This is a genomic window from Sphingomonas sp. OK281 (assembly GCF_900115295.1).
Classification (GTDB): Bacteria; Pseudomonadota; Alphaproteobacteria; order Sphingomonadales; family Sphingomonadaceae; genus Sphingomonas.
In genome coordinates this window covers 116,902-131,805 of the sequence record NZ_FOVZ01000007.1, presented here as the reverse complement: position 1 = coordinate 131,805, position 14,904 = coordinate 116,902, and the positions used below count along the sequence as shown (strand labels likewise).

The 14,904-nt window shown below is 65.9% G+C and carries 9 protein-coding genes; 2 read left to right on the top strand and 7 right to left on the bottom strand.

Going from position 1 to position 14,904, the window contains the following annotated elements:
* Nucleotides 1–117: 117 nt before the first annotated feature.
* The 5 genes from BM244_RS20075 to BM244_RS20055 all read right to left on the bottom strand — a co-directional run bounded on the left by BM244_RS20075 (nucleotide 118) and on the right by BM244_RS20055 (nucleotide 8,846).
* A complete protein-coding gene (locus BM244_RS20075) occupies nucleotides 118–1,422 on the bottom strand; it encodes an APC family permease (protein WP_093400685.1) in 1,305 nt (434 codons plus the stop codon).
* Nucleotides 1,419–2,885, bottom strand: a complete 1,467-nt coding sequence (locus tag BM244_RS20070; RefSeq protein ID WP_093400684.1) for a S10 family serine carboxypeptidase-like protein — start codon at nucleotides 2,883–2,885, stop codon at nucleotides 1,419–1,421. Before BM244_RS20070 ends, BM244_RS20075 begins: the two co-directional genes overlap by 4 nt.
* Nucleotides 2,886–2,887: 2 nt before the next feature.
* Entirely contained in the window at nucleotides 2,888–4,105 is a 1,218-nt protein-coding gene (locus BM244_RS20065; protein WP_093400683.1) for a pyridoxal phosphate-dependent aminotransferase, read from the bottom strand.
* Nucleotides 4,106–4,181: 76 nt separating this feature from the next.
* Nucleotides 4,182–7,250 (bottom strand): TonB-dependent receptor domain-containing protein, encoded by a 3,069-nt coding sequence (locus BM244_RS20060; protein WP_254784647.1) that lies wholly within the window; start codon nucleotides 7,248–7,250, stop codon nucleotides 4,182–4,184.
* A 168-nt stretch (nucleotides 7,251–7,418) separates the two neighbouring features.
* Nucleotides 7,419–8,846 (bottom strand): S10 family serine carboxypeptidase-like protein, encoded by a 1,428-nt coding sequence (locus tag BM244_RS20055; protein WP_093400682.1) that lies wholly within the window; start codon nucleotides 8,844–8,846, stop codon nucleotides 7,419–7,421.
* A 174-nt stretch (nucleotides 8,847–9,020) separates the two neighbouring features.
* On the opposite strand from BM244_RS20055, the gene BM244_RS20050 reads away from it, so the two are divergent.
* Together BM244_RS20050 and BM244_RS20045 are read left to right on the top strand one after the other, a co-directional pair.
* Complete coding sequence (locus BM244_RS20050) at nucleotides 9,021–10,301, top strand: aminotransferase class V-fold PLP-dependent enzyme (RefSeq protein ID WP_254784646.1); 1,281 nt, start codon at nucleotides 9,021–9,023, stop codon at nucleotides 10,299–10,301.
* 38 nt (nucleotides 10,302–10,339) lie between these two features.
* Nucleotides 10,340–11,857, top strand: coding sequence for a S10 family serine carboxypeptidase-like protein (locus BM244_RS20045; protein WP_254784645.1), 1,518 nt, complete (start codon nucleotides 10,340–10,342; stop codon nucleotides 11,855–11,857).
* 6 nt (nucleotides 11,858–11,863) lie between these two features.
* Here BM244_RS20045 and BM244_RS20040 read toward each other — a convergent pair whose 3' ends face one another.
* Complete coding sequence (locus BM244_RS20040; protein ID WP_093400680.1) at nucleotides 11,864–13,948, bottom strand: amidohydrolase family protein; 2,085 nt, start codon at nucleotides 13,946–13,948, stop codon at nucleotides 11,864–11,866.
* Nucleotides 13,948–14,901, bottom strand: coding sequence for an ornithine cyclodeaminase family protein (locus BM244_RS20035; protein WP_093400718.1), 954 nt, complete (start codon nucleotides 14,899–14,901; stop codon nucleotides 13,948–13,950). Before BM244_RS20035 ends, BM244_RS20040 begins: the two co-directional genes overlap by 1 nt.
* Nucleotides 14,902–14,904: the final 3 nt, after the last annotated feature.

The window sequence follows — 14,904 nt, the reverse complement described above, 5'->3', positions numbered from 1 at the left end:
CTCGATGAACCGGTGTCCGTTTATGAGGAACGGCGATCCGGCTCTAAATGTCACCTATGGGCCTACGTGGCAGAAGAAGTAGTCGGATAGGCAGGAAACGGTCGATATATCACGAACTTATGGCTGCGTTGGCAATACACGGGGCACCGAGGCGCGATACAGGATGCCTATGATCATCCACGCCATCAGGAGCCCATAGGGACGCCAGTCGGCCTCGAAACCGACGAAGATCAGGGTGAGTGCACACAGGGCGCCGGCGTAGCCGAGCGCGCGCATGCGGGGCTTGGAGAATTTAAACGCCGCGGCGTCGTAGAGTTCGGGGTGCTGTTCCGTCACGCGCGCCGCAGCCAGACAGATGCTGCCGTATTTGAGCAGGTTGGGGATGTTCACCGCGAGGAACAGGAAGGTCAATTCCATCGGCAGCAGCAGGCCGACGCAGCCCAGCAGGAACACCGCGATTAGTGCGACATGCGGGGTTTGCCAGCGCGGATGGACGTTGCCAAGTGCGCTGGGGAGCGAGCCGGCGAGGCCCATCGCATACAGGCTGCGGCTGAACATCGCGAACAGCGCGTTGAGCGACTTGCCGATCGACAGCACCGCCGCCAGCACGACGACCGGCGTCGCCGCGGGGCCCATGAAGCGCCGGGCGGCATCGAGGATCGGCGCATCGCTGGTGCCGAGCGCGTCGCCGCCGAGCACGCCGAGCGCGACGAAGCCCACGGCGAGATACAGCAGGGTCGCCGACCCGATCGACAGCGCGATGCCGAGCGGAATGGTGCGGCGACTGTCGGTTACCTCGGCGCCGGCCTCGGTCGCCGCTTCGATGCCGAAGAACAGCCCCATCAGTAACGGCGTCGCGGCGATCATCCCGTGCAGCCCATGCGGGAACAGCGGCTGCAGCCGGGCGACGTCGACCGCGGTCGTCCCGCCCCAGACGACGAATACCGCGAACAAGACCAGCATGCCCGCGAGCAGAATCTTCTGGACACGCGCGGCGATGCCGATCCCGAACAGATTGGTCAACAGCGCGAGCAGCAGCACTGCGAGCATCGTCGGCTTGGTCGGCAGCGGCACGAGCATCGACGCGTATTTGACGAGCACCAGCGCCAGCACCACGATCGCGCCAACATTGGCGACGATCCGCGCCCAGCCGACATAGAAGCCCCAGGCGGGGTGCAGGAACCGCGCTGGCCAGACGAAGGATGCGCCCGACACGGGACAAGCCGAACCGAGGAAGGCGTAGCTGATCGCAATCAGGTACATCGGCAGCGCCGCGAGCAGTGCCGAGAAAAGCATCGCCGGCCCGGCCATCTTCGCTGCAGGAGCGATCGCCGAGAAGATTGATACACCGACCGCCGTGCCTAGCCCGAGCGCGACGACACCCCAGAGATCGATGCCCTTGGCGAGTTTCGCGTCACTCAATGCGGTGCTCCCGCGGCGATGAACGCGCGGAGATCGCGGATCAGTTTGCGCCAGCTGACGTCGTCCGAATAGAAGACGTGGCCGGCCGGATAGCGTTCGTTGCGATAGCGCGCCGGGGCGAGCGAGGACTGCGCGAACAGATAGTCGGCGGCGCCGACGGTGGTGGTGAGGTCGAACAGCCCTGTGCCGATGAACAGGCGTAGGTCTGGCGTTGCCGCCATCGCCTGTTCGAGGCGCGCCATGAAAGGCCAGTCGTTGAACGGCGAGTCGCCTGCGCCGTACCGCCAATTTCCGTCCCCGCGGACGATGACCTTGTAGGTGGCGGCGTCGCTTACGCCGATCGCCGCAAGCTGGCTCAAGACGGCCTTACCGTAGACGTCGGATACCGCCGAGAAAGCATCCGGCCCGACCACTTCGCCCGCGCCGGCAGCGCGAGGCGCGGTGTAGCGCGCGTCGTAGCGGCCGAGTACCCTGCCTTCGGCAAGCAGCAGTTCGACGCGGAACTGCTCCTTCGAAATGCGCAGGTCATGCGCGAGATAATAGGGTTTGGGAATGCCGCTAAGCGCCTCCAGTTTCGTCGCCACCGTGTCGCGCATTGCCGCATTCAAGGCTCGCCCACGATAGAGCGCGTCGAGATAGGTCGGTCCGTACGCTGCTGCTTCGCGTGCGCTGCCCATCGGATCGCACGGGGCGGGGCGCTTGTGGTGATAGCAGGCGATCGCGGCAAGCGTAGGGAGCGATACCGGATAGGTGACGACATTGTCGGGACGTTGCGACGTCTCGATCATGTTGAGCGCTTGACCGAGCAGCACCACGCCGCGCAGCTTAAGCGCTGGATCCTGCGCCCGCAGCGCATCGACCATCGCGGCGGCGCGGATCGTACCATAGCTTTCACCGAGGATGTAGATCGGCGCTGCGGTCCGGCCATGCGATGCGAGCCAGGCGCGCGCAAGTTGCGACACGGCATCGGCATCGCCCGTCACCGACTGATAGAAGTCGCGGTCCGCACCAGCACTCAACGCCGAAAAACCGGTGCCGGGCGGATCGAGGAAGACGAGGTCCGCAAGGTCGAGCGGGGTCTCGGGATTGGCATCGACCGGTGCCGCGGTCGGCAGTACCGCAACAGGATCCTGCGGCACATGCGCGCGCGCAGGGCCCAGCGCCCCCATTTGCAGATAGGCGGACGCCGCGCCCGGACCGCCATTGAAGATGAACATCACCGGGCGATCGGGATCGCCGGCATGACTGTACGAGATGTAGCCGGCGGTCGCGTCGCTGGTCCCCGGCTTGCTGGACACCCGCACCACGCCGACTTCGGCGGCATAGGCGAACGCATGGCCGTGCAGCATGAGCACCTGATCGCGCTTCGCCTTGATTTCGGGGGCGGGCGGTTTCGCCTGAGCCGCAGCCGGCATGGTCCAGCTCGAAACGGCGAGCAGCGTTGCGATCAGGAGGCGTGTCATGTCTATCGCGTGTCCCTCGCCTGTTGATCGCGGTATCGGATCAGCCCATCGGTCAGCGCCTGCAAGCCGTAATCGACATCGGCTGGCGCACGCGCGAAACCGATGCGGATATGGCCGGGTGCGCCGAAATACTCGCCTGGCGCCACGATCACGCCGCAGCGATCGGCCAGCCATTCGGAAAAGCCCACCGTGTCGTCGATCCCGACGAGCCTCGGGAAGGCAATGCAACCGAACGGCGGCAATGCGCCGGCGACCAGGCCCTCGTCGCGCCAATACGCGTGATAGGACTCCACGATCGGCCGCGCGCGGCGCATGATCCCGCTGCGGAAGTCGTCGAACGGCTGCGGGCGCTCAAGCACCAACGCCGCGATCGCGTGCGACAAATTGGAGATGCCGAAGTCGATCTCCTCCGCCAGCGCGCGTATCCGGCCGATCGGCGCGGGCGCGCCGACGATCCAGCCGCACCGCAGCGTGCTTAGCCCATGCGACTTGGTGAGGCTGCTCACGCTGATCAGTGCCGGCGACAGCTGCATCCCCGGGGGTGGGCGTAGCACGGGATCGACATAGTCGCCGTACACCTCGTCGACGATCACATGCACGCCGCGCGCCTCCGCGATCCGGCCGATCGCCGCGAGCGTCTCGGGCGGGATCGCCATGCCGGAGGGATTGTGCAGGTTCGCGAGCACGATCAGCCGCGTCTCGGGCGTCATCGCCGCCGCCACCTCGTCCGGATCGATCGCGAAATCATCGCCGCGTCGTTCGAAGCGATCGACCCCGAAGCCATAGGTCTCGGCGATCTTGTGGAACAGGTCGAAGCCGGGGTTTTCCACGAGCACGCGGTCGCCGGGCTTCAGCAGCGCGCGGTAGATCAGCGACAGTGCGCCCGTGGCGCCCGTCGTGCAGACTACCTGGTCCGCAGGCACCGCATAGCGCCGCGCGAGTTGTTCGACGACGTACGGATTCCCGTTCGCGAATGCGCTGGTGTAGCGCGAGGTGATCGTCTCCGAAAAACCCTCGGCCACGAACTGGCGCAGCAGTTCGATCGGCTCCGGCACCGAACTGTCGAACAGGCTCACCAGCAGGTTGCGCTCGGACCGCACCGTACGGATCACCTTTCGCACCCATTGCGAATAGGAGTCCGTACCGAGCGGCCGGGCGCCGTCGATGCGTGCGGCCTCGGCAACCGAAAGGGCGAGATCAGGGAGCTCCGGCCGGTTCATCGGTGATGTCTTTTTTTACTGGAACGCATGGGGCTATGTCGAGAGGCCGCCCGGCGGTGAGCGCCAGGCAGGGCCATCACTTGAACCTGATCTTCGCGCCGACGTAGAAACGCCGGCCCAGGATGTCGCCATATGCGATCTGCGGATAGGACGGGTCCTTGTCGGTCAGATTGTCGATCCCGAAGCGGACCGCGACCTTGCCCAGATCGACCTGCGCGGAGACGTCGTGGACGATGTTCTTTGCCAGCGTCGGGTTCGGCGTGGTCTCGATCGACACGTTCGAACCCGCATCGGTGCGCCCGTAATATTGCAGCTGGTAGGTCAGGCGCAACGGCCCTTTGGCATAGGCGACGTTGAACCGGCCGACCCATTCCGGCGACAGATACGTATCGTCGGTCCGCACGAACGTTGCACCGGTGACCGAGGTCGTGAGCAGGGTGTTGTGCGTCGCCGTCGCGGTCAACTGCAATCGGCCGAGGTCGCCACCGTGGAACAGGTCGCCAACCCCGAACTGGTAATCCACCATATAGTTTTCGCCGTGATAGCGGACCATGCCGGCATTGAAGGTGGTCGACGTGCCGGTCGCGATCGTGCCGCCCGGGCTGATGCCGTCGCTGGCAGCGAGGCGGGTGAATGCGTTGCACACCGCAGGATCCGGAGCCGCGTTGTCGTAACATGCCGCGGTGAAATCTTCAGTGGTGAACGCCGATAGGCCGTTCTTCAGGTCGATCTCGATCCGGTCGGCGCTGATCGTCAGGCCCGGCACGAAGCGCGGCTGGAGCAGGATCCCATAAGTCCAGGTGTTCGAAATCTCGTTACGCAGTGCGGCATTGCCGCCGCTGGTGACGGTTGCCCGCGCGAAGTTCTCGGAGGGATCCTGGAAGCGGGCGAGGCGGCCCGCTGCGCTCAGTCCGGCGCCGGTGCCATCCGCATCCACGCCGTAGCCGGGATTGGCGGTGAACAGGGCCAGACAGTTGGCGCGCCGCGTCGCGGGGTTCGGGCCGCTGCTGATACGATCGGCGTCGCACGGATCGAACCCCGTCGAATCCAGCCCGCTCGACGAGGGTGCGAGCAACTGCGTCAGCGTCGGTGCGCGGAAGTTGCGGCTGCGCGAGCCCCGCAGCGTGATCCCGTCCAGGACTTCCCAGCGCAGACCGAGGTCCCAGACGTTCTGGTGGCCGGCATAACTGTTGTCGACATAGCGGAACGCGCCCTTGGCCTCGAGCAGCTTGACGAGCGGAAGCTGGAAGTCCTTGCCGATCAGCGGCACGATCACTTCGGCGGAGAATTCGTCGGTATTGTAGCCGCCCGACTGCGCGAGCTGCTGTACCCCGGTGCCGAACAGGCCGAGGCGGTTGGCGTCGAGCGGATCGAAGCGCGCTTGTTCGTCGCGGTGCTCATAGGCCAGGCTGAAGTCGAGCGTGCCGGTCGGCAGCCTGGCCAGCGTGCCGCCGAGCGTCGCGAGCAGATCGACCTGCTCGTTGGTCCAGTTCAGCCCAGCGCGCGTGCTCACGTAATTGCGCGCGGCGGTGCTGACATTGCCGTCGCCGAACGGGTTGATCGGCGCGCAGGCGGCATCGTTGTTGGTCGCGATCGCATCGGCGTTGATGCCGCAGACGATCTGCCCGCCGCTCGACACCGCGTTGATCGCGTTCTGGAACTTCGAATTGACGACCTGCCAGCTGCGCTGCTGCCCTTCGACCCGCGCGTAGCTGCCGCCGACCGACCAGTAGAAATTGCGACTGGCGACATCGAAGTCGCCCTGCGCCGACAGCGCTGCACGGTAGGTGTCGGTGTCGGTCGTCTGGTCGTTGGCTGGCGTGAGGTCGTAGAAATATTTCGACAGGTACAGCGGCGATCCATTCCCAAACGCAGGGTTTGCCGCACCGAGCAGCGTTCTCGCCTGGCTTGTGAGGTAGGGATTGCTCCGGGTGAACGCGATCGGGCCATTGTACGAGCCGGCGTTCAGCGTGGTGTAGCTGTTGCCCTGCGGGATTTCGGTGCCGTTGGTGCGGGCATAGAGCAGCTCGGTCGATATGGTGAGGTGATCGGTGACGTCGTAATGACCCACCACGTTCGCGGTGTAGCGCTCGACGCCCGTCCGCAGGCCAGCCAGCGCCTGGTATTTGAAGCCGTCGCCGCCGGCCGCGAACGGAATGCCCTGCAGCACGCCCGTGTTGTACGGCACGACATTGCCACTGCTGTCGAACTGGAGCGCGTTGCCGCCGCTGCGCGCGAGGAACTGGCTGACCGGCGCTGCGCGCGTGAATATCACGCCGTTGCTGTTGAACGGCCAGAACGCCGCGTTGAAGATCTCCTTGACCGCAGGGATGCCGTCGCTCGGGCCGGTATCGGCGCCGTTGCTCACCGTCAGCCGCCCGAGATTGGAGAGCGGCCGTGCCGAGAACATCAGCGTCGGCGACCTTGAGTAACCGAGGTCGATCGCGACGTTACCGCGGCCGTCGGCGAAGTTGGTGCCGGCGGTCGCGCGCAGGCTGTGCGTGGCGTAGTCGCCGCGGCTGGAAATACCGTTCTGCGCGTCGACCTCCAGGCCGGTGAAGTCCTTCTTGAGGATGTAGTTCACCACGCCGGCGATCGCGTCCGATCCGTACACCGCCGCGCCGCCGCCTTGATACACCTCGACGCGGTCGAGCAGGCCGACCGGAATGATGTTCGCATCGACGAACGCATCGCCGCTGCCGTCGGCCGCGCCGATTCCCGACCCGCTCGTTACCATGCGGCGACCGTTGACGAGCGTCAGCGTGCGGCCGGCACCGAGATTGAACAGGTTCGGCGCCTGATAGCCGGCACCACTCGAATTGCCGCTACCGTCGGCCTGGTTCAGCGTCGGTGCGTTGGAGGGCAGGTTGTTGAGCGCGTCGGCAGCGGTGATGAAGCCGCGATCGGTGATCGACTGCGCGGTGATGACCGAGACCGGCGCGGCGTTGTCGAGCCCGGCGCGACGGATGCGCGATCCGGTCACGACGATGGCCTCACCGTCGCCGACGGAGTCAGCGGTCGGGGTGATCGACTGATCGAGCGGCGACTGCGCATCCTGTGCAAGCACCGGTGCGGCGGTTACCGCGGCGAGCAGTGCCGTCGAGGCCATCAGTCCGCGGACCATCTTGGCGTGTATGGTGTTCATGAAGCCCCCCTTATGTCGTTGCCCAGCGTGCGATCCGCCCCGAACCCGCTCTCGCCTCAACCTGTGGACAGCTTAGCGCGGGCGGGCCGAACTTTTTCGTCGTTGGTGTGGCTGGAAGCGCGCGGTTGAAACAACGAGGTCGTTTTTTTTCAGTATCTGCCGCAAAATTTATGCGCGCTGGCCCAGGAACGCAGCCAAGTCGTGCCCGAATATCCCGGTCTGGCGCGAATCCTGATACATCATGTGGCCGCCGGCATAGCATTTCAGCGTGAAGCGGCTGGCCAGCGCCTTGGGCAGTCCGCCAACCGTGAGCGCGTTGCCGATGCAGCTGTTGAGCGAGTCATATAGCCCTGCTGCGACCCAGACGCGGAGCCTCGGCGCCCTGGTCATGGCGCGCTGGATCCAGGGTTGCGATGCGCTCGGCGGGCCTTCGCCGGCTATCGCGCGGGCGAGCGACTCCTTGGTGATCGGAGACTGATCATACTGCCAGTCGTTGCCAACGCCGGCGTCGGGGGCGTCGATCCCGGCATAGCTGCCCTGGGTGTAGCCCAGCGTCCGGCGGTAATAGTCGAGCACGATCTTGCCGGCGCCGCCTTCGCTTGCCGCGCTGGTCTGCCGCATGTCGAAAATGCCGAGCGTCTTGCCTTCGCTCGCCAACAGACGCATGCGGAATTCGCGGGGCGAAACCCATAGTGTCTTGGCATCGATCGTCTTGGGATCGAGGCCCTGATAGCGCGCCAGACCAGCGACGATCGGGGCGCGCGATGCGTCGTTCAATACGGCAGGGTTGGAAAGGGCGGGGGCGTAGACGGTTTCTGCCCAGTGGCGAACTTCGGCGAGCGTCTTCGCCTCGTCTTTCTGTAGATCGGGGGCCAGCCGGCCGAGCGCGAATGCGGTCGCGGTGCGGTTGACCAGCGAAACGGCGCGGCGGCGATCGCTGCGCGCTTCGTCGCCGAGCGGGATCCCGCCGGAGATCAGCGCCACACCGTCGATGCGAATGCCCTGGTTCACCAGTGCCTCAGCGACGCCCGATGCGCGCCACGTACCGAAGCTCTCGCCGACCAGATTAAGTCCACTCGTCTCGCGGCCATAGGCGACGCGGAAATCGCGGACGAAGCCTGTGACCGAGGCAATATCGGCGTTGGTGCCGTAGAATGCGGCAGCGTGCTCGGGCGTATCCGCGCGGCTGAAACCTGTGCCGACCGGATCGACGAAGACGAGGTCGCTGATGCCGAGCGGGCTCGCGGTATTGTCGACGAGCACGCCGTTCTTGAGAATCCGCGGCCCGACCGCGTGAAATTGCAGCGTCCGCGAGTCCGCCCCCGGTCCGCCGTTCCACACGAAGCTGAGCGGGCGTGCCGAGCGTGTCGGGACGATATATGCGGTGTAGACGATCCGGCCATGTGCTTCGCCCTCAACGTTGCGAACGGGGAGGGTGCCAACGCAGGCGACATACTCGATCCGGCGGCTGCCGATCTGTGCGGAATGGTGGGTCTCGACGGCGTCCACGGCGCAGGTTCGCGGGGCGGCGCGTGCGTTGGAGGTCGCCGCGATGCTCGCCAACAGTATCGCGCACGACAGGCCTGGTTTCAGCATCGATACGTCTCCTCGCAATCTGGTTACGCGGGAATGCGCGGGATTTTTATGCGCAAATGCAAAGGTAGTTCGCAGATCGTGCGTGCAGACGAGAAGCGGCCCCGTCATCGTGGCGCGAAACGGCTAAAACTATGCGCGGCAGTCGGGGTAAGCTCGATGCCGACCGGAAGGGGCATGATGGCGAAAAATGGCGTGACACGGCGTGGTGTGCTGGGCGGCGTACTGGCAGGCGCGGGCGCGTTGCCCCTGGCGGCGAGCGCAGCGGCGAAGGCGGTGACTAAGCCTGCTTCTGGCGCGCTTCCGGATCGCGCGAGCTTCGCGCCGATGCCGGGCGTGTATCTGGATTCGGGCACGATGCACCCGGTGCCGCTCGGCGCGCGTAATGCGGTACGCGCGTATCTCGATCAGCGTGCGACGATGGACGGCCACTATCCGACCGACGAGGTCGAGACGCGCGTGAAGGCGAGTTTCGCGCGCCTGATCAACGCGACGCCCGAGGAAATCGCGTTCGTCCAGAGCACGACAGCCGGCGAGCAGGCGATCATCGATGCGCTCGGTTTCCCGCACGAGAAGCGCCGGATCGTCACCGACACGCTGCACTTTTTCGGCTCGTTCTATCTGTACGAGGAACTGGCAAGGCAGGGCGTTGACGTCGCCTGGATACGACCCCGCGACGCACAAGGCGTTGCGCGGATCGCGATCGACGACATCGAGCGCGCGATTATTCCCGGCACGCAGCTCGTCGCGCTGTCGCTGGCGTCGACCTACAACGGCTTTGAACACGACTTGAAGCGGGTCTGCGAGATCGCGCACGCCAAGGGCGCATTGGTCTATGCCGACATCATCCATGCGGCCGGTACCGTGCCGATCGACGTGCGCGCGACCAACGTCGATTTCGCGGCCTGCGCCAGTTACAAATGGCTGATGGGCGATTTCGGTCTGGGGCTGCTCTATGTCCGCGGCGATCTGCACGACCGGCTGACGCGCACCCGCTTCGGCTATTACCAGCTCGCCGGATTCGCCCCGCACGTCTATCCGTTCGATCCGCCGGTGACGAAGCCCGACTACCCGATCGCCGACGTCACGCCGCGCCCCGACATGGAAGGGCTGTTCGCGGGCGGCACGCATGCCCACACCATCTCGGCGATGCTGGGCTTCTCGCTCGATTACATCCTCGGGATCGGCGTCGACCGGATCGTCGCGCACCGCCAACCCTTGCTCGAGCGCCTGCACCAAGGCCTGGGCGGGCTCGGCTATACCGTCGTCACCCCGCCCGAGAGCCGTACGCCACTCGTCACCTGCGTGCTCGAAGGCGCGCATGCCAAGCTCGCCGACAGGTTGAAGGCGGCGAAGATCCAGATCACGCTGTCGCGCAACCGGTTCCGGGTCAGTCCGTCGGTGTTCAACGACATCGACGATATCGAACGGCTGCTCGCCGCGCTGCCCAAGGCTTGAGCCTGCTTCAGCCCGTATCTTACGAAGGACCCATGCCCATGCGCCGTCTCGCCCTGATCTCGACGCTGCTCGTCGCCGCGGCACCTGCCGCGCTTCATGCCCAGGACGAGGGCAATGCGCCGATGTCACCCGCCTTCCTGCGCGCGATGGACCCGATGGTGCCGCGCGACGCCGTCAGCGAGCGCGTCGTCACGACCAGGCACGTAGTCACGATCGCGGGTCGGAAGCTCGCCTATCGCGCGATCGTCAGCGAACAACCGATGGCGGGACCGGACGGCACGCCGGTCGCGGTCGGTGTCAGCTATGCCTATGTCCTCGACGGCGTGAAGCCGGCCGGACGCCCGGTGATATTCGTGTTCAACGGTGGTCCCGGCGCATCCTCGTCGCCGCTGCACATGCAGGCCTTCGGTCCGCGCCGCATCGTCGGCAAGGGCGATGCCGCGCATTTGGAGGACAACCGCTTCACGCTGCTCGACACCGCCGACCTCGTCTTCATCGATCCGGTCGGCACCGGCGCATCGATGCCGATCAAGGGCAAGGATGCGTCGAGCTATTTCGGTGTGGGCGGCGATGCGCGCGGCGTCTCGTCGATGATCGCGCGCTGGCTCGCCGCCAACGGCCGCACCGGGTCGCCGGTGCTGTTGATCGGGGAGAGCTATGGCACCGCGCGCGCGCTCGCGATCCTCAACGAGGATATGAAGGCCAAGAAACCATTGCCCGACGGCGTCGTGCTGTTGTCGTTGTCGGTTGGCGATAGCGACGGACCGGTGGTCTCCGACGTGGTGCTGTTGCCGACGCTGTCCGCCGTCGCCTGGTATCACGCCGCGATCGATCGCGGCGGGCGGAGCGTTGCGCGGCAGTTCGACGACGCGTTGCATTTCGCCCAGACCGATTATGCCGCCGCGCTTATGCAGGGCGCCGCGTTGCCGGCGGCGGAAAAACACCGTGTTGCCGAGCATCTTTCGACGCTGATCGGCATTCCCGCCGCGACGATCGAGGCCAAGGACCTGCGCATCGAGCGGAGCGATTTCATGCTTGGCCTGCTCGCGGCGAAGGGCTTTCGGACGGGGCAACTCGACGGACGCGCCACCCGATTGATCTCGGAGAGCAAGCTGCGCCCGCCGTTCGACGATCCATCGATGTCACTGGGATCGAACACGGGTGCCGCTGCGTCGGTCGAGACCTATCTCAAGGCTGAGCTCGGTTACGCCGCGCCCAGCCCGTATCGCAGCCTGAACCTCGGGATCAACTTTAAGTGGGACTGGGACAAGGACTATGGCGGCAGCTACCGCGCGATGGCGTTTGCCCCGTATCTGAAGGCGGCGATGGAGGCCAAGCCGGCGCTGCGGGTGTTCGCCGCGGGCGGCTATTATGACATCACCACGCCGGTCTACGCCGGCCAGTTCGCCCTCGAACAGAATGGCGTGGCCGTTGATCGCACCGCGTTCCACCGCTACGCCTCGGGCCATTCGGCGTTCGAGGACGACACCGCGCTGGCGGCCCTAAGCGCAGACCTGCACCAGTTCGTGGCGCAGGTCTTGGCCGGCAGGAAATAGCCGCCCTCAGTACACAAACTCGTCCATCGCATCGTGCGCAGGGCCCGATCCTGCCAGTTTCGGTGTGGGCGCGGGCAGCGTCATCTTCGGCGCGGCAACGAACGGCTTCACGCCGAACGCGGGGTAGATTTCGGACGGGAAATAGATCGTCCCGTCCTTCACCACCATCGATATGCGGTGCAGTTCGCTCAGGTCCTTCGTCGGATCGCCCGGCAACAGGATGAAGTCGGCGATCTTGCCGCGCGCGATCGAACCCAGCTCCTGGTCGCGACCCATATATTGCTCGGGGCCAAGCGTCGCCATTCGCAGTACGTCGGGGATCGGAATGCCGGCCTCGGCATAGATTTCCAGCTCGCGGTGTACCGACAGCCCGGTCTGGTCGTCGGTGCCAGGCAACAACCGGATGCCGCGGTCGTGCAGCAGTTTCAGCGTCTGCTTCACCTTGGCCATCGCACCGTCATATCCTGCGGCATCCGCCGAGCTGGCGATCGGCGCGATCGCCTGACGGCGGCGGCGCTGCAGGCCGATCGGCAGGTGATCGATATACTCGGCCACCGATGGCGAGGCGACACCGTTGCGGCTGAGCATCAGCAACTCCAGCGTCACCGCGGTCGGATCATGCGCAATCCCGCCCGCGACCATCCGATCAATCGTCGCCTGGACGCGCGGCGATGCGAGATCGAGCGTCGCGGTGCGCTTCATCGCGGTCAGCCGCAGCGGCGTACGCGTATCTTCTTTCGGATCGAGCACCCAGCCGAGCATCAGCTGGTTGATGTGCGTCACCTCGTCATACCCCGCGCCGATCATCGCATCGGCATTGGTGAAGGCGGGGATATGCCCCGTCACCGTCAGCCCAAGCGCATGCGCCTCCTTGGCGATGGCGGGCACCCAGGCGGGGTTCATGCTGTTGTAGATCTTGATCTGCCAATAGCCGCGTGCGGCATACCAGCGCACCGCCTCCAGCGCTTTGGCCTCGCTGTCGGCGACGATACCGAGCCGCGCCGAATAGGGACTGCGGCCTTCCAGGAACCCGTCGGGCATGATCCGCGGCCCTGCGACTTCGCCGCTCGCGATCCGGCGCATCAGGTCGGGCAGGAAGGCGTTGTCGTTGCCCATGTCGCGCACCTCGGTGACGCCCGCGGCGATGTAGAGGATAGCGGATTCCAGGCTGATATGCGCGTGCATGTCGTGCAGCCCCGCCATCAGCGTCCCGCCCTGGCCGTCGATCAGCGCTTCGCTCGGCGAAGCCACAGCGTCCAGAGGCTGGATGCCGCTGATCCGACCATTGGCGAACACCACCGAGACCGGCTCGCCGCGCTTGCCGCTGACGGGATCGAATACGCGGACGTTCCGGATGCGAACCGGCGCATCGACAGTGTGCGCGAACCGTTTCTGGAGCGCGGCGTAGCGCTTGGCGGTCAGCTTGGTCGCCAGGTCCGCCAGCGCCGGCACGTCGGCGTCATGCCCTTCGCGGACCACAGCGCCGCCGGTGTCGAGCACGGCGAACAGCGCATTCTTGTCATCGAGCAGGATCAGGTCCGGCGATAGGTCGATGCCGCTGATCGCATAGGCCTGGTACGAGACGTTGCCGATCGTCGCCGGCCCGAGCTTGTCGAGATGCACCTGCCCACCCGGCAACGCGGTCAGTGTCGAGGCCGGAGCCTTGAGCAGAGCGCGCGCGTACAGGCCGAGCGCCCAGGGGCTCGCGGCCTGACCGATATACAGGCCCGTGCCGCGGACCGTCGCGGTGCGTGCACCCATCGAATCACTCCATTCCGCCTTGGTGGCGGTACGCAAGAAGCGTTCGTGGACATCGCCGCCGAAGGTCGCCTTGCCGTCCAGCGTCCAGCTGACGGGCAGGCCATCGGCGCCGAGCTCGATCGCCTCGACCATCGTCGGGCCGCGACCATTGTTCTTCACGTCGTACTGGACCGCGACATGGTTGCCGGTCCGCGCGACGTCGACGAAGCCGACCTTCTCGCCATTGGCGATCACCGACATGCGCTCATGCTGGGCGAAGGCAGGGGCGGCACAGAAACCGGCCAGCAGAGTCGATGCGGCCAGTGCCGAACGAAAAGGGGACAACGACATCAGCGACGCGAACTCCGATAGAGATGAGCGGCGGCGGCAAGGTCCTGCGCCGCATGGCCTAGGGACTTGTAGAGCGTGATGTCGCGGTCGCTGGTGCGGCCGGCGATGCGGCCGAGCAGCACGTCGCCGATCTCGCCGACGATGTGGTCTTCGCCAACGATCCCGGCGGCGCGGGCGACCAGGAACTCGGCGGCGGCATCGCGCGCGGAGGCCGTGCTGTCGGCGATGTAGCGGCTCTTGGCGACCAGCGCGCTGTCGACCTCGACGGGGCCGGGGCCACTCGATCCGATCAGATTGACGTGCGTGCCGGGCTGCACCCAGTCGCCGAAGATCACGGGTTCCGACGCCGCGGTCAGCGTGCAAATCACGTCCGCCGTCCGCGTCGCCGCCTCCAGATCATCGGCCCGCTCCGTGCCGAGATGACGATATTCCTTGGTCAGAGCATCGGCGGTGTCAGGCGATCGGCCCCAGATCAGCACACGCTCGAAGGATCGTACCAAGGGCAGCGCCTTCAGATGCGCGTGCGCCTGGCTGCCGGTGCCGACGATCAGCAACGTCTTCGCATCGGTGCGGGCCAGCGCGTCGGTCGCGACCGCGGTGGCGGCGGCGGTCCGAATATGGGTGATCTCCTCGGCATCCGCGACGGCGACCGGGCGCCCCTCTTCCGGTTCGAACAGGACGACGAGCCCCCGATGACGGCGAAGCCCCGGCCTGTTCGGATCGGCGAAGACGCTGATCGTCTTTGTGCCGAACATGGCATGGTCGCCAAGCGCGCCGGGCATCTGCGCGAACGTGCGTCCTGGCCCCAGCGAGATCATCGTCCGCAGCAATTGCCGCGTCGTGCCCGACGACAAAGCCTGCATCACCTCTCGCACTACCTGAATGCAATCGGGATAGCTCAAGCCGTCGCGAACCGCCTGGCTGTCAAAGATGGCCAGTTCGTCCCGTGTCATCGT

What these genes read in the sequence shown, in the direction of transcription:
- BM244_RS20070 (WP_093400684.1), bottom strand. Translation starts at nt 2,885, where the DNA reads ATGACACGCCTCCTGATCGCAACGCTGCTCGCCGTTTCGAGCTGGACC.
- BM244_RS20065 (WP_093400683.1), bottom strand. Translation starts at nt 4,105, where the DNA reads ATGAACCGGCCGGAGCTCCCTGATCTCGCCCTTTCGGTTGCCGAGGCC.
- BM244_RS20060 (WP_254784647.1), bottom strand. Translation starts at nt 7,250, where the DNA reads ATGAACACCATACACGCCAAGATGGTCCGCGGACTGATGGCCTCGACG.
- BM244_RS20055 (WP_093400682.1), bottom strand. Translation starts at nt 8,846, where the DNA reads ATGCTGAAACCAGGCCTGTCGTGCGCGATACTGTTGGCGAGCATCGCG.
- BM244_RS20050 (WP_254784646.1), top strand. Translation starts at nt 9,021, where the DNA reads ATGATGGCGAAAAATGGCGTGACACGGCGTGGTGTGCTGGGCGGCGTA.
- BM244_RS20045 (WP_254784645.1), top strand. Translation starts at nt 10,340, where the DNA reads ATGCGCCGTCTCGCCCTGATCTCGACGCTGCTCGTCGCCGCGGCACCT.
- BM244_RS20040 (WP_093400680.1), bottom strand. Translation starts at nt 13,948, where the DNA reads ATGTCGTTGTCCCCTTTTCGTTCGGCACTGGCCGCATCGACTCTGCTG.
- BM244_RS20035 (WP_093400718.1), bottom strand. Translation starts at nt 14,901, where the DNA reads ATGACACGGGACGAACTGGCCATCTTTGACAGCCAGGCGGTTCGCGAC.